The sequence below is a fragment of the Cuspidothrix issatschenkoi CHARLIE-1 genome, from assembly GCF_002934005.1.
Lineage (GTDB): Bacteria > Cyanobacteriota > Cyanobacteriia > Cyanobacteriales > Nostocaceae > Cuspidothrix > Cuspidothrix issatschenkoi.
In genome coordinates this window covers 1-17310 of sequence record NZ_PGEM01000077.1, presented here as the reverse complement: position 1 = coordinate 17310, position 17310 = coordinate 1, and the positions used below count along the sequence as shown (strand labels likewise).

The window sequence follows — 17310 nt, the reverse complement described above, 5'->3', positions numbered from 1 at the left end:
ATTTTAGACTGGTAATGGGTGATTGGTAACAGGTAATTCTATGATGAAATATTGAAAAATTCAAGCTGCTATAAAATAAAAAAAGGGTGAAAATATTTTTCACCCCTACATCCAAAAGGTTGACGACTGATAACTGATAGCTATTAACCACCAGCAACAGCAGGAACAATACTCACTTCATCACCATCTTCTAAAAGGGTATCTGTATTTTGTAAAAAGCGGATATCTTCACTGTTGACATAGAAATTCAAGAACCGTAAGGGTTCTCCTTCAGGCTTACGCAAACGCCCTTTAATCGCAGGATAGATTTCTTCTAGGGAATCAAATAATTCAGAAATCTTACTGGCACTACATTGTAGTACAGCTTGCTCGTTTGTAAACTTTTGCAGAACGGTGGGAACTAAAACTGTTACGGCCATTGTTTAAGCGTGGGTTGTTAGTGACTAATTTGTTTGGTATGGACTTAGCATTACTAAATCCCTAAAGTTATGTGGTGAAATAATTAAACTAGAACTTGTTGCCACTCTAAGCGATCAAGTGTGCGGGATCTTTCTAAAGCTCGTTCAAAACTGTCTAGTTTGGCATCAATTGTTAAAGGTTCGCCAATATAGCCTTGAATTGCTTCCTGGGTTTTTAAACCATTACCAGTGATGTAAACAACTGTGGTTTCATCGGGATCAATTTTGCCAGCTTCGACTAATTTTTTTAGCACCGCAATGGTTGTACCGCCGGCGGTTTCGGTAAAAATGCCCTCGGTTTCTGCTAATAGCTTGATACCTTCGATAATTTCTGCATCATTAACTGATTCAATATTACCGTTGGTTTTTTGGGCTATTTCTACAGCATATACTCCATCCGCAGGGTTGCCAATAGCAATTGATTTTGCTATTGTGTTGGGTTTAACTGGTTGAATAAAGTCTCTACCTTCTTTAAATGCGGTAGCGATGGGAGAACAACCTTCCGCTTGTGCACCACTAAAACGGACTTTTTTACCTTCTACTAAACCAACTTCTGTAAACTCTTGGAAGCCTTTATAAATTTTGGTGAATAAAGAACCAGATGCTAAAGGTGCAACTATATGATCTGGCAGTTCCCAACCTAGTTGTTCTGCAACTTCAAAGCCTAATGTTTTAGAACCTTCGGAGTAGTAAGGACGCAGGTTAATATTGACGAAACCCCAACCGTGTGTATTAGCTACTTCTGAGCAAAGACGATTAACTTGATCATAGTTGCCTTTGACAGCCATGAGGGTAGGACTGTAAATTAAACTACCTAATACTTTACCAGCTTCTAAATCCGAGGGAATGAATACACAGCAATCTAAACCAGCATAGGCGGCGATCGCTGCGGTAGAATTTGCTAGGTTGCCGGTACTAGCACAGGAAACAGTAGTAAAGCCTAATTCTCTCGCTCTGCTGAGTGCGACTGACACCACCCGATCCTTAAAGCTCAGGGTAGGCATATTTACAGCATCATTTTTAATATAAAGTTTATTTAGACCCAGGCGACGGGCAAGACGGTGAGAACGCACCAAGGGAGTCATCCCTGTACCGACATCTATATAATTATCTGTAGCAACGGGTAAAAAGTGACGGTAGCGCCAAATAGAATTAGGACCTGCTTCTATAGTTTCTCTACTAACCAAGCTTTTGAGTACATTGTAATCATATTTAACTTCTAGAGGTCCAAAACACAACTCACATACATGAGTGGCTTGAAGTTCGTATTCTGCACCACACTCTTTACACTTCAAAGCCTTGAGAATAGATGCGTTGGCTTGGTTGAGGTTTGTAATTGCCTGAGTCATAATTTCCCTTTCCCTGGATGTCCGTCAACTTTGAAATGATAGTAGCACGAGGCAAAATCAACGTCAAACATACCCGACTATTTTTGTCGGGTTTAGTTGCCTAATGATGTTGGAGATGTCTATTTATGAGGCATTTGATTCATAGGAATCAGGATTTCCTAGCCTTTCTTGGAAACGAGAAGAGGTTTAGATAGAGATTGATTTATACATGGAAAACTTTTCAGATATCCTCTAAGGACTGCTATTGGGACTTACGCACCGTACAAATATTTGGTATTTCCTATCAATGCGTAAGTCCTATAGTTATTTATCGGCTATTAATTTCATTCATGGGTATTGCTTGTAGACCTAACTCTCATTCTCTAGAATTTTGAGAATCTTCAAATACAAGTTTTCTACTTTCCGCGCTGCTACCTCACTACTAGCAGCATAGTGATTTAACCCAGGAGAACCATTTACCTCAATCAAAGTATAATCTACCATAGGACTGGTTATATCATCGGCGAGAATATCCACCCCTGATAATCTCAGTCCCATATCTTTGGTAATATTAATTGCTAATTTTTGAAAGTCAGAATGAATGCTTTCAGAAAAGTCTACTGCCTCACCACCACTGGATAAATTCGCGCTATCCAACAGATAAATAATATCATTTGCTGGAATGACACTATCCAAATTGAGATTTTGGGTTTGTAATTTTTGAGAAATCCGAAAATCATCAAATTTGATAATTTTCGTTCTCCCCATATTCATAAATTTTTCTTGTTTTTGTTGTAGCAACTCTAAAATGTTAGATTTACCATCACCTACGATAAACAGAGGAACTCTTTGATAAGCAGCAATAATTTCATTGTCTAAAACCAGAATTCTATAGTCATTACCACTATAAAATTTTTCTACAATCAAACCTGGTTTGATTCGGAATATTTTCTTGGCTACATGATAATATTCCGCTTGATTATATACCTTGGTAACTAATACCCCTTGACTAAGATTCAAAGGTTTAACGATTACAGGAAAGCCTAGTTTCTGAGCATAATCAAATCCATCATCAATATTTCTGGGATGGGCTAATTTAGCACATAAATGATCATTAAAAAAAGTCTTTCCCTCTGTGACTCTATATCCAAACTGCTTGAGGAAAAAATTACTATATGCTTTATCTTTAGCCAATTCTGCGGAAGCAAAACCGTTAATATTCAATTTAGCGTGGCTAAAAACTGACCTTTTACCGTTTTTAAACGTAATATGACCAACTAATTCATATTCTGGTTCAACTAAAACTACAGCACCTATTTGCAATGCTAATTTTTGGATGATAGATGTGATTGGCATTGTTATTTTCTCAGATTATCTACAAATCAGCCTGAAAATGGATCGCAAAAGTCGTAAATGTTTCTAACTTCAAAACCTCAAATCATTGAGATTAGGTACAGATGATAAGCACCTGTCACCTTTCCTGAATATGAAATTTATTTTGCACGACTACTTGCAATCTCCTTTGATATACTATGTACATTTAAACACTAATTTACTCAGTAAATATTGGTTGGCATCCAATAAAACTCAAAGTTATCAGTAGAAAAGTTGTTGCACCACATCTTGACAATTGTGAAAATATGTAATAACAAGGTGGCATTAATAAAAGACGCTAGTACATCTTTGTTTCAGAGACATACTAACGCCCTTCACTCAAGTTCATACGCATAAAATAATCATGCCACAAAACACGGATTACAAAAATAGCAATTCAGAAAATCAAGCTATTGCCTACAGAAAAAGGCTGAATGCTTGGGCTATAGCTCGAATTGTTGCCGAAGAGGAAAAGGTCATTGTTGCCCGGTTTCGCAGTCGTTCCGATGCAGAAGGTTATATTCAACACATCCGTCAATTAATTCCTGATGGTGTATTTGAGCTTTTCTTTGATTGTCAGCGAGAAGAAGTTGTAATTTAAGCTGGCAAGAGACAAGAGGTCTATTCTTCTCATCTCCTGTGCCAATTGCCAGACTAGACAGTAGTCAGTAGTCCATTGTGTTTGAGCAAAGCCTTGGTACTGGGTTCTCGCCCCCGGAAGGTTTTAAAGACATCCATTGGGTGCTGACTGCCACCTAAAGCTAATACCGTATCTCGGTAACGTCTGCCAATAGCTTGGATAGCGGCTTCATCTTCCAAACCAGCTTCCTCAAAAGCAGCAAAAGCATCAGCACTGAGAACTTCAGCCCATTTATAGCTATAGTATCCTGCTGCATAACCACCTTCAAAAATATGACCAAAAGCGCACAGAAAAGCATCCTCTGGTAATGGTGGTAACACAGTTGTTAACTTAGCAATCCGTTGTCGCACATCTGCTATAGTTTCCTGACCATGGGGAGAATAACGATAGTGTAATTCCAAATCAACACTACTAAAGTCCAGTTGCCGCAACATTGCTGAACCACTCATATAGTTACGTGCGGCCAACAACTTTTGGTAATAATGCTCTGGTAGTGGCTCACCAGTTTCATAGTGTTTCGCCATGCCAAACAAGGTTTTGCGGTCATAACACCAATTTTCCATAAACTGGCTCGGTAATTCCACCGCATCCCATTCAACGTTATTAATACCTGCTGCTCCCAGGTAATCTACCTTTGTCATCATGTGATGTAAGCCATGGCCAAATTCATGGAACAATGTCTCAACTTCATCAAAGGCCATCAAACTAGGATTACCGTCCACAGGTGGAGTTTGATTACAAATCAAATAAGCTACAGGTAGGCGAATTGTGGTAGTGTCATTTTCTCTCATTTCGCGCCGATGAATACAAGTATCCATCCAAGCACCACCACGCTTTTCTGCGGGGCGACTATAAGCATCTAGGTAAAAATAGGCAATGGGTTCACCATCTTTATCAGCAATTTGGAAATAACGCACATCCTCATGCCAAATAGGAGCTTGACCATCAGCCGGAGTCACTGTTACATCAAAGAGCCTTTTCACCAACCCAAATAAGCCATCTAGGACTTGCGGTAGCGGAAAATAGGGACGTAACTCTTCGGAGGTAAAGGCAAATTTTTCTTCCCGTTGACGTTCAGCCCAAAAGGCAATATCCCAATGTTGTAAATTATCGGCTTCCGGTGAACCCTTGCTTTTAGCAAAGGTTTTGAGTTTTTCTAAATCTTTGACAGCAGCATCATAACTAGCTTGGCGGAGTTCTTCTAACAGTTTTTCGACAGATTGAACATCCTTAGCCATCTTACTGGCTAAACTGAGTTCAGCAAAACTATTAAAACCAATTAATTGAGCTAGTTCTTGTCTTAATTCTAAAATGCGGATAATTAAAGGATTATTATCTAATTCCCCAAAAGATGCACGAGTAATATAAGCTTTATAAAGTTTCTCTCGTAAATCTCTACGGGTACTGTGCTGCATGAATGGGAAATAACTGGGAAAATCTAAAGTGATATGCCAAGGACCATGTTCTGGTGTGGCATTTTCTTCTCCAGCAGCACGCGCGGCTTGGGCTGCAAGACTCAATAAGCTACTTGGTAAGCCATCAATGTCTACGGGTGTGGTGAGAACTAAAATAAACCCTTTAGTCGCATCTAGAACATGATTAGCAAATCTAGTTGCTAGTTCTGCCAGTTCCATCTGGATAATGTTAAAACGCTCTCTATCTTCTCCTTCTAACCCCACACCAGACAATTCTGCATCTCGAATAGCAGCTTTGATAATTCTCTGTTGGGCTGAAGCTAAACTTTCCCAAATCAGACTATTACGAATTGTTTTAAAAGCATTGTAAATTGGTTTACTTTGTCCTAGGGTATTCATAAACTGAATTACTTGTGGCTGTACCTTTTCATAGGCAATACGTAGCTCTGGGCTGTTTTTCACACCCATTAAATGATTCAGTATTCCCCAACTCCAATTAAGTTTTTCTGTCAGCTTTTCTAAAGGTTCTACTAAGCCACTCCAAGTAGGTTCTATATTGGTTTCTAAACGAGCTAATTCTTTTTCCAGTTCTGCTAACAGATGACTAAACGCTGGTTCGACTTGCTCTGGTTTAATATCAGTAAATGGAGGTAGTCCACAGCCCTGAAGTAGAGGATTCTGATAAATAGTAGCAGTTGCACGCATGGTAGTGAGTTAATAGCAGACTAATATAGCATAATTTATGCTAGTTAAAAATAATAATTTTTACCAATAATTTTCCGAACCATTACATTTATTTTGGCGATTTTTGCGAACATAATTCAGGATAATCAATTTTATCTACTTAAATCAAAGTTATGAAATTTTTACTTTCTGTATTGCTTACACCTACAATTCTGTTATTGAGTTCTAGTCATGTATTAGCAGCAATTAAAACTAAAACTATTGAATATAAACAAGATAATACTATACTAGAAGGATATCTTGCTTATGATGATGCAATTAAAATTAAACGTCCTGGTGTATTAGTAGTTCATGAATGGAATGGTTTACAGTCCTATGCGAAAAAACGCACTGAACAGCTAGCCAAGTTAGGATATGTGGCTTTTGCCGCCGATATCTATGGTAAAGGAATTAGACCAAAAAACATAGAAGAATCAGGCAAACAAGCAACTATTTATCGCCAAGACCGAAAATTACTCCGTGAACGAGTTAAAGCTGCTTTACATGTTTTACAAAAGTATCCCCTAACAGACTCTAAACGCATTGCTGCCATTGGTTACTGTTTTGGTGGTGGTACAGTCCTAGAATTAGGGCGAAGTGGTGTAAATATTAGTGGTGTAGTCAGTTTTCATGGTAATCTCGATACACCTAATCCTAACGATGCAAAAAATATTAAAGCCAAGGTATTAGTATTACATGGTGCTGATGATCCCTATGTTCCAGAAGAGCAAGTACAAGATTTTGCCAGAGAAATGCGTCTCGGTAATGTAGACTGGCAATTAATATCCTATGGCGGTGTGCTTCATTCTTTTACCAACCCAGAAGCCAAAAATAATCCTAAAGGCGCTCTCTATAATCCAATAGCAGATCAGCGCTCTTGGCAAGCTATGCGGCAGTTTTTTGCAGAAATTTTCGGTAAGTAATATAGCAGGAGTCAGGAGTTCAGGAGGAAGAAGAAAGAAAAATTTCTCTTGTTACCTGTCAACTATTCCCTAAAAATTATGTCTAATCTTCCACCACTAAATACGCAAACAATTTGGGGAATTATTAACGATACAATTGATGATGATACTGTCAAGAAATTATTGTGGTATCACCTGGGTTATCGTTATGATCCGATTATAGACACATGGACTAATAGTGAAGTAGCACTAGAATGGCGAGATGAATATCCACAACCACCGGATTTTATTGACTCTCGTCCAGCAATTATGAAATTAACCCGTTCTATTCCTAGGGAAAATAAACAACTACTCAAAGAAAAACTCGGTTTTAAGGGTTACAAAATTGGTGAATTTGGACCTCGACAAACTCGCAGAGCTACATCCGCAAATTGGTTATTAAGTTATATGTTAATCACCACTGGTAAAATTGAGTAATTTTGCAAAATATAGCCACTATTCAAAAATATTCCTGACTTGTTTTAGGTTGGGGATATTACCCTTTATATCTAGATGTTATGGAAACAACACGGATTTTGCTTGTATTTTCCTGAAAAAATGTGTATATTAATATATTCGACCCTTGCATATAGTAATCTGATCTGAGTTTGTGTAACCTGTTTTTTAGACAAACTACTTTAGGTTTAAAAAGAATAAAAAACGTTTTCACAGATATTTTAGGATTACTACCGTATAACACAAATCCAGAGATTTCTGCCATGATCCACAAACTAATTAACACCAACATTAAGAGTTCTCATGTTTTATTAACTCCTAATGAAGTGAAAGCAAAATTACCTTTAACCAAAACTGCTGAAAATACAATTTTAAAATTCAGACAAGAAATAGAAAATATTCTAGATTTTCAAGATCGGCGTAAATTTATTGTAGTTGGGCCTTGTTCAATACATGATCCGAAAGCAGCAATAGAATATGGAGAAAAATTGCAAGCTTTAGCGGAAAAAGTGAAGGATAAACTGCTCTTAATTATGCGGGTTTATTTTGAAAAGCCCAGAACTACTGTAGGTTGGAAAGGATTAATTAATGATCCAGAAATGGATGATTCTTTTAATGTAGAAAAAGGGATATTAATTGCTAGAAGCTTATTATTAAATCTGACAGAATTAGGATTACCAACTGCTACAGAAGCACTTGATCCTATTATCCCTCAATATATCAGTGAATTAGTCTCTTGGTCAGCTATTGGCGCAAGAACAACAGAATCACAGACACACCGAGAAATGGCTAGTGGTTTATCTATGCCTGTGGGGTTTAAAAATGGTACAGATGGTAATATTCAAGTAGCTGTAAATGCCCTCAAATCAGCGAAAACTTCCCATAATTTTCTGGGGATTAATCAAAAGGGACAAGTGAGTGTATTTCAAACTAGGGGAAATGCTCATGGTCATGTAATTTTGCGGGGAGGAAATCAGCCTAATTTTGACGCGGACAATATCACATTAGTGGAAGAACAATTAAAAGCTGCTAACTTATCACCGAGAATAGTTGTTGATTGTAGTCATGGTAACACCAATAAAGATTACAGATTACAATCTACTGTTTTTGAGAATATTATTCAGCAAATACTAGATGGTAATAGTTCTATTGTAGGAATGATGCTAGAATCAAATTTATATGAAGGTGGTCAACCGATTACAGGAAATCGTGAAGACTTAAAATATGGTGTTTCCGTGACTGATAAATGTATCAGTTGGGAAGAAACAGAAAGAATTATTTTGGCTGCTCACGCTAAATTATAGCATTAGGGGCGGGAAACCCTGCCCATCTGGGATCTTCCTGACCAGGACGGACTATATAGGGCTTGCTGAAAAAGTCTTTTCGTGAGGGCTAGGAGTCACCGAGTCACCGAGTCACCGAGTCAGGAGGAAGAATTAGGAGGAGATAAGAATAGTCTCGAATCTGAGAAAGTGATAGGTTTTTAATGGTTTCAATGCTTATTCCTTGCACCTAATTCACTTTTTTAAGCCTGAAACTCTTAATATATCTAGGTTTTTGGTTTATTCAGCAAGCCCTATATACATATATAAACGGGATTGGTGCGGATCGAACGCACGGCCTAGCGCTTAGGAGGCGCTCGCTCTATCCAACTGAGCTACAACCCCAAAGATCAACAAAATACTATCATAGCAGTATTTTTAGTGAGACTGCCAGTGTTGATCCCAATCATCACCACCAATTTCTAACCCGCAAAGATGACTGCTGGCATTGAGGATAACCTTAGACTTGCCGCCATTTAGTTCTCGTAATTCTAAATTTAGTGTTCCTTGCATTGTATCTCGACAACAGAAGGCTAAACCATTGGTTGTCGGTGCGCGGAGAGGAGTCCCTGGTAGATTGGTAGTTCCTATAAGCTCAACTTCGTAGTTTAGGTTTTTGGCTTGCATTTGCCATCTACCCCAAGGCTGAATTTGCCATTTTACTTCTGAGTTCCAGGGGACAAATTCATAAAATTTGCCTCGGTGGTGAATACCAATCATGGCGACGGATTCCATCCACCATAATACACCACGCCTGCCACCACCGGCGGTTAAAGCTAGGTCAGGTTCGTTAATAAAAGAATTGCAATTTAGCCAAAACCATTTTTGCGGAAATGCACCACCCCAATTTTTTTCTGCGTATGCTGGGGCGTTTTTAAATTCATAAATTTTACCATGCCAATTTATCCAACCGGTGGCTAAACCATGAGCCATTAAAATTTGCCAACCTGGTTCAAATATCTGGGAAAATGATAGCCAGCCGGCAGTTGATTGCTGAAAACTATTGTCATTGCCCCAAGCATATACAGGTTTAATTTCATACTCCCATCGGCAATAATTACCAGTGGCGGGATCGGTGATGATACCTTGGTTTAGGGTGGCTGTGGCTTGATAACCTTCTTGGATATGGTGAGTAAATTCACTGGGAATAAGATACAAAGGAGAAACTTGTAGGTTGGTTTTTCCCCAATGCCCTAATCCTAAAATATCCCGATTCGCCCAAAATTTTTTGACATCGGGAAAGGTGCGACAAAGGTACTCATCATTTATGCCCAGGATTTGGGCTGCACCGCCACTGTAAGGCTGATTACCAATGGGATCTTCGATAGAGTACATGAAGGCGATGGTTTGCCCAATTTCGGGCAATGTAACGCGGTAATACCAACCTTCAAAGAAGCGCCGACTACTACCATCCCAATGATAGCCACTGTGGGGGGTTTGGGTGAAATTGAGGAGGTTTTGGGGAATACTCAGCATAGATGGTGTGTTTTGGGTTATTTTTGAGTATGTGCGTTGCCCGTGGTGAGCGGTGGTCGAGATATGACTATTTCGTGGCATAGGCAACCCGCAAACTTTGAATTAAGATGATTAAAGAGGCGATCGCCATTAATAAACCCCAAAACCAATAAGGTAAAAACAAATATCGCTGCATTTGTCCTGTATCGGATAATCCCAACGGACCGGCAGTATAAGTAAATAAATAATCAAGTTGATGATAGGTACTTATACAAGCTTGTACACCCAAAAACTGAATTGCAAACCCTTGGAACCATAGAGGTGTTTTTAATGCAACTCCCAATATTATTGAACCTAACAGGGGAATGGCCACAAAACCAAACCAAGAACGCACCCAAATTAATGTAGATAAAAGTAAAAACCCACCTAAAATTTTTAAACTCCAGGAAGCGGTTTTCAAGCTGCGAGAGGCAAGAATTAAGCTTGCACCGGCAACAGGTGGCCCCATAGGACCCGAAGCAGCAACTAATCCCATACCCAGATATCCCCAGGTTCTGCTTAAAGTATAATGAGCTACACCAGAACCATTACTAAAAATTTCTAATTTTTGAAACTGTCCTCCCAACATCAAGACCATCAGGCCATGACCCATTTCGTGAAACCAAGTTGCTAGAATAGAAAATGGATATAAAATATAATTTCCTATGGGTATTTGCCAAATGACTGCTGTGATGATAGCTGCTGCTACTAACCAGGTTAACCCCATTTGTTCTAATTCTGCTGGAGTGTCTGGAGTAAATAGGAACTTAATATTGTGATTTGGTTCTCTCATTAGTAACTATCCTTGCAGTAATTACACTAATTAACAGAGTATTCTTTAATTCATATTAATTGACTTTTATCAAAATTAGTAAAATTCTTCTAAAAATTAACGTCTTTTTAGCAAACTAAGCAGTACACTAGTTTAATATATAACTTACACAACTCGCATATTGGTAGGGTGTGGTTCGGCAATCTCACCAACCACGTCAGAGAGCATAAGTTACGTAAATCACCGAATTGTTGATATCTGACGCACCCTACAACAAATTTTTTGGTGTGACACTTGCGGTAATTCCTAAATAGTTAATTTGCATTATTAATGACAATGACTAGAAATATATTATTTACCAGCCACAAACAGCCCCTATTTTTAGCAATTTTTAGCCTGGCAATATCTTCTTTTTTACCTATTCTTCCCTCAAAAGCTGAAAATATTTCCTTACCTTCTAATGCACCTTTAGAATTAGAATTACTGAACCAACCTAAAGATAATATTATCACAGCGAAAACGATTCATCCTCAAAAATTGACAGTTCCTAGTTTATGGTGGGCTAAAGAAAACTCAGAAACTAAACTTTTAGATAATTGGATAGCTTACCCATCAACAACAAAAGAACCACCAAGAGTAGATTTAATTGTTAACCAGCAAATTTGGAGTTTATTAGATTATGTAGAAAGATATGTGTTTGTTAATCGTTTAGGAACTATGGCCAGTAAGTCAGGTTATAATATCCGCATCTTTGACTATCAAAAAGAACGTTTAGCCACTTATACTTGTAACTTTACTAATACCAAAAGTCCCTCTGCTTGTAGTATTCAGATGAATAATCAAAGTAAAGTTTGGTTACGTTCTCCTACTCCTGCTCTTTGAGTAAATTAATTTACCGATCACCAGTTGCATAACTCATCATGAACTTAAAAGAAATCAAAACCAAACTATTTCCTATCGTCAAATTTATCTCTATCCCCCTCATCACAAGTGGTGTGGGTTTAGAATTATGGAACATCCAAACAGTCATAACTAATAGTCAATTACCTGTTTTTCTTAATCCAGCATTAATACTTGCTCATGTGGCACTATCAGCACATTTTCTAGAAAGTATTATTGCTGCCTATTATGCACCGTCTAAAGATAAAATAGCATTCCAATATGCAGTTTATACTTTTTTTGTTGGGACAGTTGGCTTAATAGAATTATTTGATCATGATGCACAAAAAGACTAAAAGGGAAAAGAAGCAAAATTTTCCTTTCCCCTATCTGAGAAAGCCTCTTTCTAGTCTCAAGAATAACTATTTTTGATCCAAATTTACCTCCATAATTAATATCCCTGATAAATCCACTCACGTCCAGCCTTTTCTGCTGCTTCTGGACTGTAGTAAATTCGCTGCTCCCCAAAAACCTCACCACCAGAACTAATTAAGCGAAACTCCCAGCACTCTGATTCCGTATAAAATACCAACAAGGTAATATCATAGATAATGACAACTAGATGAACTTTGATAGGCATAGTGCATAGTTGTGGTTTTCTACCTTAATCAAAGCATATTTCCTCAAAAACTATTGTTTTTCCTGATGATTCTTGTTTTCCTCAGAACTCCCACAGACAACAGAAAAAATGGTAATCTGTCTAAAATAGATTAATAGCTGACAGGAAAAAGATACAATAGTGATAGTTGCGATCGCAAATACCCTCATAATTCCCAACTACACGAACAGACTTTCCACTCTGTCACCTGTCACCTGTTACCTGTCACCTGCTATATCTTTATAGTTAAAACCAAAATCCAAATCTAAAATGCTAAGAGCCGGAATTGTCGGACTTCCCAACGTCGGAAAATCAACCTTATTTAACGCTGTAGTCGCTAATGCTAAAGCCGAAGCGGCTAACTTCCCATTTTGTACCATTGAACCGAATGTTGGCATTGTCTCAGTACCAGATGACCGGTTAAACGTTCTTGCTAAAATTGCTAGCTCTGAACAAATTATACCTGCACGGGTAGAATTTGTAGATATCGCCGGTTTAGTTAAAGGAGCAAGTCAAGGAGAAGGACTTGGTAATCAATTTTTATCTCACATCCGCGAAGTTGATGCCATCGTTCATGTTGTCCGTTGTTTTGAAAATGATGATATCATTCACGTTGCCGGTTCTGTAGACCCAGTACGAGATATTGAAATCATTAATTTAGAACTTGGTTTATCAGATTTATTTCAAATTGAACGCCGCATTGATAGAACGCGCAAACTCGCACGCACCAGCAAAGATGCACAATTTGAAATTACAGTGTTAGAAAAATTAGCAGTTGCTTTAAATGAAGGTAAATCTGTCCGTCAAGTCAGTTTAAATGAAGAAGAAACCGCAATTATTAAAGGCTTAGGACTACTTACCAATAAACCAATTATTTACGCTGCTAACGTTTCTGAAGATGACCTAGCAACTGGTAATGATTTTGTGGAAAAAGTCCGATCAGTTGCATCTGCTGAGAATGCCCAAGTTGTCATAGTTTCCGCACAAGTAGAAGCGGAATTAGTAGAATTACCCGAAGCAGATAAAGCTGATTTTCTGGAATCTTTGGGTGTGAAAGAAGGCGGTTTAAAATCTTTAATTCGTGCAACTTACAGTCTTTTAGGTTTACGGACATATTTCACCTGTGGACCAAAAGAAACCCGCGCTTGGACAATTCATGCCGGAATGTCTGCACCCCAAGCAGCAGGAGTCATTCACTCTGACTTTGAACGCGGTTTTATTCGCGCTGAAACTGTAGCTTATAATGATTTAGTTACCTATGGTTCGATGAATGGCGCTAAGGAAAAAGGTTTAGTCAGAAGTGAAGGTAAGGAGTATATCGTCCAAGAAGGGGATGTGATGTTATTCCGGTTTAACGTTTAAGCATTATTTCCAACTCGGAAATTACTTGCGAGGGTGGGCAATGCCCACCAACCTCGATTAAAGTTTTACCAATAGATACAGCATATTTCATTCAAATGAGGTACAACCTTTTTACCTGCTATAACGACAATTTTTAACGCTAACCTACTTAGGTGATATCATACTTATCTGGAAGTTAACACCAAGGCAATTATGATTAAATCTTGGCTAATCATTGGTGGTATAGTATTATTAGTCGGCTTTATTGGTAACTGTATTACACCAAATAAAAGTCAATGGTTTCGACAACTTAAAAGACCTAAATGGCTGACCTTTGAATCACTAATCCCCCTAATTTGGACTGTAATATTTATCTGTGGTGCTTGGTCAGCTTACATCATTTGGGAACACAATCCCAATACTGATTCAACCCGCTTAATGATGGCTTTATACCTCTTATTAGAGATATTTACCATAGCTTATACCCCTGTCATGTTACGTCTTCGTAGTCTCACCATTGGTACAATTCTTGGTGGTACAGGATTACTCATTTGCCTGTTAATTACCCTAACAGTTGTATCAGTATCTTTGCCAGCAGCATTACTATTATTTCCTTATTTACTTTGGAGTCCCATCGGTACATACACAACATGGCAAATGAGTCGTCTTAATCCTGAAGCTGCCTAACTCATTCTATAACAGTTCTAACATTAGTTATCAATAAAAAGATCCCGGTCTTTTTATATAAGTTCGGGATCTGATTTCCTAAAATTATTGATATTACAAAACGGAAGATTTATTTTCTGTTGTTTGGATGAAAGATTGAAAATTGCCATTGGGTGTCCATTGAATTGCCCCATCTTTACCAGTTAAGAAAATCTTTGTTTGTCCTTTATTTAAAAAAGATAATGCTTTATTATCTAAATTACTACCAGGAGCAATCGCAACTTGTGGTTTTAGTGCTGTAACTAAATCTTGTAAAGATTCTGATGGACACCATAAGACCTGTGGAGAAAACAATTCTCCTGTTTTCACCAATTCGGCAATTTGTCGAGCTTTAATACTCCCCACTAACAACCAAGTTTGATTAAACATTTGTAGTTTTAAAATTGGTACTTGATTATTAATTAATCGTCCCATAATTGTCGGCGTATTTATAGGTTGTCCAACTTCTAAATTTTGATAAATTCCTTGCTGTTTTTGTAGTTGCTGTTGTAATACCTGAGTTTCAAGATTGTTTTCTAAATTCGGGTTATAGTCATATAAATTTTTAATTGGTAGACTGTGCAGAATTTCCAACCAAGCATCATGGGTAGAACCAGGAAACTTACTAGCGATCGCCCAATTAATTTGATTTATGCCTTGTTGTCTTAGAAATGGTAAAATAGTAAATCTGCCCGTCCCGTCATCACCACTATTAATTAAAGCAATATTCCCACGATCTTGAATTACTAAAACTGGTTCTGTTCTCGTTTCTAATAAAGTAATTCTCACCAGATTATTAGCAGAATACCACACAGGAATCAATACCAAACCTACAGCTATTGAACCCGCAAACCACCACCGTTTTTGCCACCACGGCAATAACCAAACTAAAATAATTAAAATGTAGATAGTCAACATTTGCCCAATTGATATACTCCCAACAGGTATCTGACTTCCTGGTAAATTATCAAAAAATTCTACCATTTGAATTAACCAATGGGTAGGATAATATAAGAGACTGGCTAAATTACCACCTAAATTTGGAGAAATTAAACTTATTAAACCAGTAATCATTCCCCCAATACTAATAATAGAAATAAATGGTGTGGTCAAAATACTCAGAGGTATACTGTAAACTATAATTACACAAGCAAACTCTAGCAGTCGTGGTAAAGTCCAAATTGTCGCTGCTAAAGGTGCAGAAATTAAAGCAGCGATCGCAGGTGGTAGCCAATCTAACCTTTGAATAATTGGTGGTGATGTAACGACTAAACCCAAAGTTGCCAAAAAACTCAATTGAAAACCTAAATTCCAAATCCATAAAGGATTAAACAACAATAATAATGTTGCAGCTATTAATAAAGATCCTAATTGTTTAATGCCTCTTTCCAAAGCCAAACCTATTAAAACCGCAAAACCCATAATTACGGCTCTTAACACCGCAGGTTCAAAACCTACTAAAAACAAAAATACGATTAAACTCAAGCCACCCAGAGTAATCTGCGTCGCTTTATTTGTACGTTTTGTTAACTGTAAAACTATACCCAAAATTAGAGAAGTTTGAAACCCAGATGCAGCTAAAGCCGGAGCTAAACCAGTGTTAACAAATAAATCCCGAATATCATAAGGTAAATCAACAGCCTTACCACCTAAAACCATTGCACTAACAAGAGGACCTTCAGGAACACCTAATAACCGAGCTTGCGATCGCACAATTTGCTGACGCAGTTGCCACCATCCCCAAGGACGTTCATCGTCCAAAATTTTAATCTGGCTACCAACTAAACCCGCAAAAGTTTCCTCCTGCCGCAGATATTTCTGAAAATCAAAACCACCAGGATTTAAAGCTGCTGTGGGTTTATACAAAAATCCCGTCACCGCAATTTGCTGTCCAGGATATAACCCTGTAGATTGCAATATCGGCACGGTCACATATAACCTACCAGTTACCCCCTTTGATTTTCCCGCCGTTCCTTGAAGTGCTTTCCTATCATTGTTCACCAGATTTAACTGAGTTGCTGTTAGCCAAAATTGTCCTCGTTGACTACGAGTGATCCGGGGATTACTATCTACCAAGCCCCGGACAATCACCACTTGTTCAACATTACCACCATCTTCAGCAATAAACTGACTAATATCTTGTATTCCTGGTTGGGGCGATCGCCACTGCAAATACACACTCGCCAAATAACCCACCAACCCAGCTATCACCCATATTCTAGGATGGGGAGTACCCACCCAGTTATTAACTGCCGCCTTTGTTTTACCCACACCAACTTCTTTTTTCAGGGCAAATTTTCGCACAATTCTCGGAAATAAAACCGCCCCCACCACACCCAACAGCAACATTCCCACACCGCTCCAAGGAATTGCCGTCACTAGCAAACCCAAAATATAACTAAGACAGATAATTATTCCACTCGTCTGCATCATAAAAAATTTAATTGCCAAAGCACCCAGTATAGAAAATACAGCATCAATATCAAAATTGAATTTGTTTTCTACACAAATAATTCATCTCTGGTAGCTTTGGCAATCACAACATCACAAAGAAATACCTAAATTCAAACCTAATACCGCATGAACGAACATAATCAATAGCACCGTACTTCCTAGCAGTAAACCAAAAAGTTTTTTCCTGAAGGGAGATCGCCAAATACTGTGCAGTATAGAATACTTTTTGATTCCCAATACTTAATCAGCAGACATAGTATAGATAATAATTACTTATGATTAGCTGGTTAATAATTTCTTGACGCTAACCGGATGGAATATAAATGCTTTCAACGATTTGATATTTCCTC

At 38.0% G+C, this 17310-nt stretch carries 16 protein-coding genes and 1 tRNA gene; 8 read left to right on the top strand and 9 right to left on the bottom strand.

What is annotated here, in order from left to right; translation table 11 throughout:
* Positions 1–143: 143 nt before the first annotated feature.
* The 3 genes from CUN59_RS11335 to CUN59_RS11325 all read right to left on the bottom strand — a co-directional run bounded on the left by CUN59_RS11335 (position 144) and on the right by CUN59_RS11325 (position 3142).
* On the bottom strand, positions 144–419 hold the full coding sequence (locus tag CUN59_RS11335; protein WP_104387936.1) for a MoaD/ThiS family protein: 276 nt from the start codon (positions 417–419) through the stop codon (positions 144–146).
* Positions 420–502: 83 nt separating this feature from the next.
* On the bottom strand, positions 503–1807 hold the full coding sequence (gene thrC, locus CUN59_RS11330; RefSeq protein ID WP_104387935.1) for a threonine synthase: 1305 nt from the start codon (positions 1805–1807) through the stop codon (positions 503–505).
* Positions 1808–2155: 348 nt separating this feature from the next.
* Positions 2156–3142: a cyanophycin synthetase gene (locus tag CUN59_RS11325; protein WP_104387934.1), complete on the bottom strand. Its 987-nt coding sequence runs from the start codon at positions 3140–3142 to the stop codon at positions 2156–2158.
* 382 nt (positions 3143–3524) lie between these two features.
* Here CUN59_RS11325 and CUN59_RS11320 point away from each other — a divergent pair, with 382 nt between their 5' ends.
* A complete protein-coding gene (locus CUN59_RS11320) occupies positions 3525–3761 on the top strand; it encodes a hypothetical protein (protein ID WP_104387933.1) in 237 nt (78 codons plus the stop codon).
* Positions 3762–3814: 53 nt separating this feature from the next.
* Here CUN59_RS11320 and CUN59_RS11315 read toward each other — a convergent pair whose 3' ends face one another.
* The gene (locus CUN59_RS11315; protein WP_104387932.1) at positions 3815–5920 is read right to left on the bottom strand and encodes a M3 family metallopeptidase; all 2106 of its coding nucleotides are present in this window, start codon (positions 5918–5920) and stop codon (positions 3815–3817) included.
* Between the two features lie 152 nt (positions 5921–6072).
* Here CUN59_RS11315 and CUN59_RS11310 point away from each other — a divergent pair, with 152 nt between their 5' ends.
* The 3 genes from CUN59_RS11310 to CUN59_RS11300 all read left to right on the top strand — a co-directional run bounded on the left by CUN59_RS11310 (position 6073) and on the right by CUN59_RS11300 (position 8639).
* Positions 6073–6861, top strand: coding sequence for a dienelactone hydrolase family protein (locus tag CUN59_RS11310; RefSeq protein ID WP_104387931.1), 789 nt, complete (start codon positions 6073–6075; stop codon positions 6859–6861).
* Positions 6862–6939: 78 nt separating this feature from the next.
* Positions 6940–7317 carry a DUF1823 family protein gene (locus CUN59_RS11305; RefSeq protein WP_104387957.1) on the top strand — a complete coding sequence of 126 codons (378 nt, stop codon included), beginning with the start codon at positions 6940–6942 and terminating at the stop codon, positions 7315–7317.
* A 281-nt stretch (positions 7318–7598) separates the two neighbouring features.
* Positions 7599–8639 (top strand): 3-deoxy-7-phosphoheptulonate synthase, encoded by a 1041-nt coding sequence (locus CUN59_RS11300; RefSeq protein WP_104387930.1) that lies wholly within the window; start codon positions 7599–7601, stop codon positions 8637–8639.
* Between the two features lie 289 nt (positions 8640–8928).
* Here the strand turns inward: CUN59_RS11300 and CUN59_RS11295 are convergent.
* The 3 genes from CUN59_RS11295 to CUN59_RS11285 all read right to left on the bottom strand — a co-directional run bounded on the left by CUN59_RS11295 (position 8929) and on the right by CUN59_RS11285 (position 10944).
* Positions 8929–9002: transfer RNA gene (locus tag CUN59_RS11295), tRNA-Arg, on the bottom strand.
* Between the two features lie 33 nt (positions 9003–9035).
* A complete protein-coding gene (locus tag CUN59_RS11290) occupies positions 9036–10133 on the bottom strand; it encodes a tocopherol cyclase family protein (RefSeq protein ID WP_104387929.1) in 1098 nt (365 codons plus the stop codon).
* Positions 10134–10200: 67 nt separating this feature from the next.
* On the bottom strand, positions 10201–10944 hold the full coding sequence (locus CUN59_RS11285) for a M50 family metallopeptidase (protein ID WP_104387928.1): 744 nt from the start codon (positions 10942–10944) through the stop codon (positions 10201–10203).
* A gap of 315 nt (positions 10945–11259) precedes the next feature.
* Here CUN59_RS11285 and CUN59_RS11280 point away from each other — a divergent pair, with 315 nt between their 5' ends.
* Together CUN59_RS11280 and CUN59_RS11275 are read left to right on the top strand one after the other, a co-directional pair.
* Positions 11260–11805, top strand: coding sequence for a hypothetical protein (locus tag CUN59_RS11280; RefSeq protein ID WP_104387956.1), 546 nt, complete (start codon positions 11260–11262; stop codon positions 11803–11805).
* A 38-nt stretch (positions 11806–11843) separates the two neighbouring features.
* Entirely contained in the window at positions 11844–12158 is a 315-nt protein-coding gene (locus tag CUN59_RS11275) for a hypothetical protein (protein WP_104387927.1), read from the top strand.
* Between the two features lie 95 nt (positions 12159–12253).
* Here the strand turns inward: CUN59_RS11275 and CUN59_RS11270 are convergent, their stop codons facing one another.
* The gene (locus CUN59_RS11270) at positions 12254–12442 is read right to left on the bottom strand and encodes a hypothetical protein (RefSeq protein WP_104387926.1); all 189 of its coding nucleotides are present in this window, start codon (positions 12440–12442) and stop codon (positions 12254–12256) included.
* Positions 12443–12730: 288 nt separating this feature from the next.
* On the opposite strand from CUN59_RS11270, the gene ychF reads away from it, so the two are divergent.
* Together ychF and CUN59_RS11260 are read left to right on the top strand one after the other, a co-directional pair.
* Positions 12731–13822 carry a redox-regulated ATPase YchF gene (ychF, locus tag CUN59_RS11265; RefSeq protein WP_104387925.1) on the top strand — a complete coding sequence of 364 codons (1092 nt, stop codon included), beginning with the start codon at positions 12731–12733 and terminating at the stop codon, positions 13820–13822.
* Positions 13823–14014: 192 nt separating this feature from the next.
* Positions 14015–14488 (top strand): TspO/MBR family protein, encoded by a 474-nt coding sequence (locus tag CUN59_RS11260; protein WP_104387924.1) that lies wholly within the window; start codon positions 14015–14017, stop codon positions 14486–14488.
* A gap of 93 nt (positions 14489–14581) precedes the next feature.
* On the opposite strand, the gene CUN59_RS11255 is transcribed toward CUN59_RS11260, so the two are convergent.
* A complete protein-coding gene (locus tag CUN59_RS11255; protein ID WP_104387923.1) occupies positions 14582–16939 on the bottom strand; it encodes a ComEC/Rec2 family competence protein in 2358 nt (785 codons plus the stop codon).
* Positions 16940–17310 lie beyond the last annotated feature (371 nt).

Bases quoted from the DNA above. Each gene is read 5' to 3' on its own strand.
- CUN59_RS11310 (WP_104387931.1), top strand. From the start codon at position 6,073: ATGAAATTTTTACTTTCTGTATTGCTTACACCTACAATTCTGTTATTG.
- thrC (WP_104387935.1), bottom strand. From the start codon at position 1,807: ATGACTCAGGCAATTACAAACCTCAACCAAGCCAACGCATCTATTCTC.
- CUN59_RS11315 (WP_104387932.1), bottom strand. From the start codon at position 5,920: ATGCGTGCAACTGCTACTATTTATCAGAATCCTCTACTTCAGGGCTGT.
- CUN59_RS11320 (WP_104387933.1), top strand. From the start codon at position 3,525: ATGCCACAAAACACGGATTACAAAAATAGCAATTCAGAAAATCAAGCT.
- CUN59_RS11260 (WP_104387924.1), top strand. From the start codon at position 14,015: ATGATTAAATCTTGGCTAATCATTGGTGGTATAGTATTATTAGTCGGC.
- CUN59_RS11325 (WP_104387934.1), bottom strand. From the start codon at position 3,142: ATGCCAATCACATCTATCATCCAAAAATTAGCATTGCAAATAGGTGCT.
- CUN59_RS11300 (WP_104387930.1), top strand. From the start codon at position 7,599: ATGATCCACAAACTAATTAACACCAACATTAAGAGTTCTCATGTTTTA.
- CUN59_RS11280 (WP_104387956.1), top strand. From the start codon at position 11,260: ATGACTAGAAATATATTATTTACCAGCCACAAACAGCCCCTATTTTTA.
- CUN59_RS11305 (WP_104387957.1), top strand. From the start codon at position 6,940: ATGTCTAATCTTCCACCACTAAATACGCAAACAATTTGGGGAATTATT.
- CUN59_RS11335 (WP_104387936.1), bottom strand. From the start codon at position 419: ATGGCCGTAACAGTTTTAGTTCCCACCGTTCTGCAAAAGTTTACAAAC.
- CUN59_RS11255 (WP_104387923.1), bottom strand. From the start codon at position 16,939: ATGATGCAGACGAGTGGAATAATTATCTGTCTTAGTTATATTTTGGGT.
- CUN59_RS11270 (WP_104387926.1), bottom strand. From the start codon at position 12,442: ATGCCTATCAAAGTTCATCTAGTTGTCATTATCTATGATATTACCTTG.
- CUN59_RS11290 (WP_104387929.1), bottom strand. From the start codon at position 10,133: ATGCTGAGTATTCCCCAAAACCTCCTCAATTTCACCCAAACCCCCCAC.
- ychF (WP_104387925.1), top strand. From the start codon at position 12,731: ATGCTAAGAGCCGGAATTGTCGGACTTCCCAACGTCGGAAAATCAACC.
- CUN59_RS11275 (WP_104387927.1), top strand. From the start codon at position 11,844: ATGAACTTAAAAGAAATCAAAACCAAACTATTTCCTATCGTCAAATTT.
- CUN59_RS11285 (WP_104387928.1), bottom strand. From the start codon at position 10,944: ATGAGAGAACCAAATCACAATATTAAGTTCCTATTTACTCCAGACACT.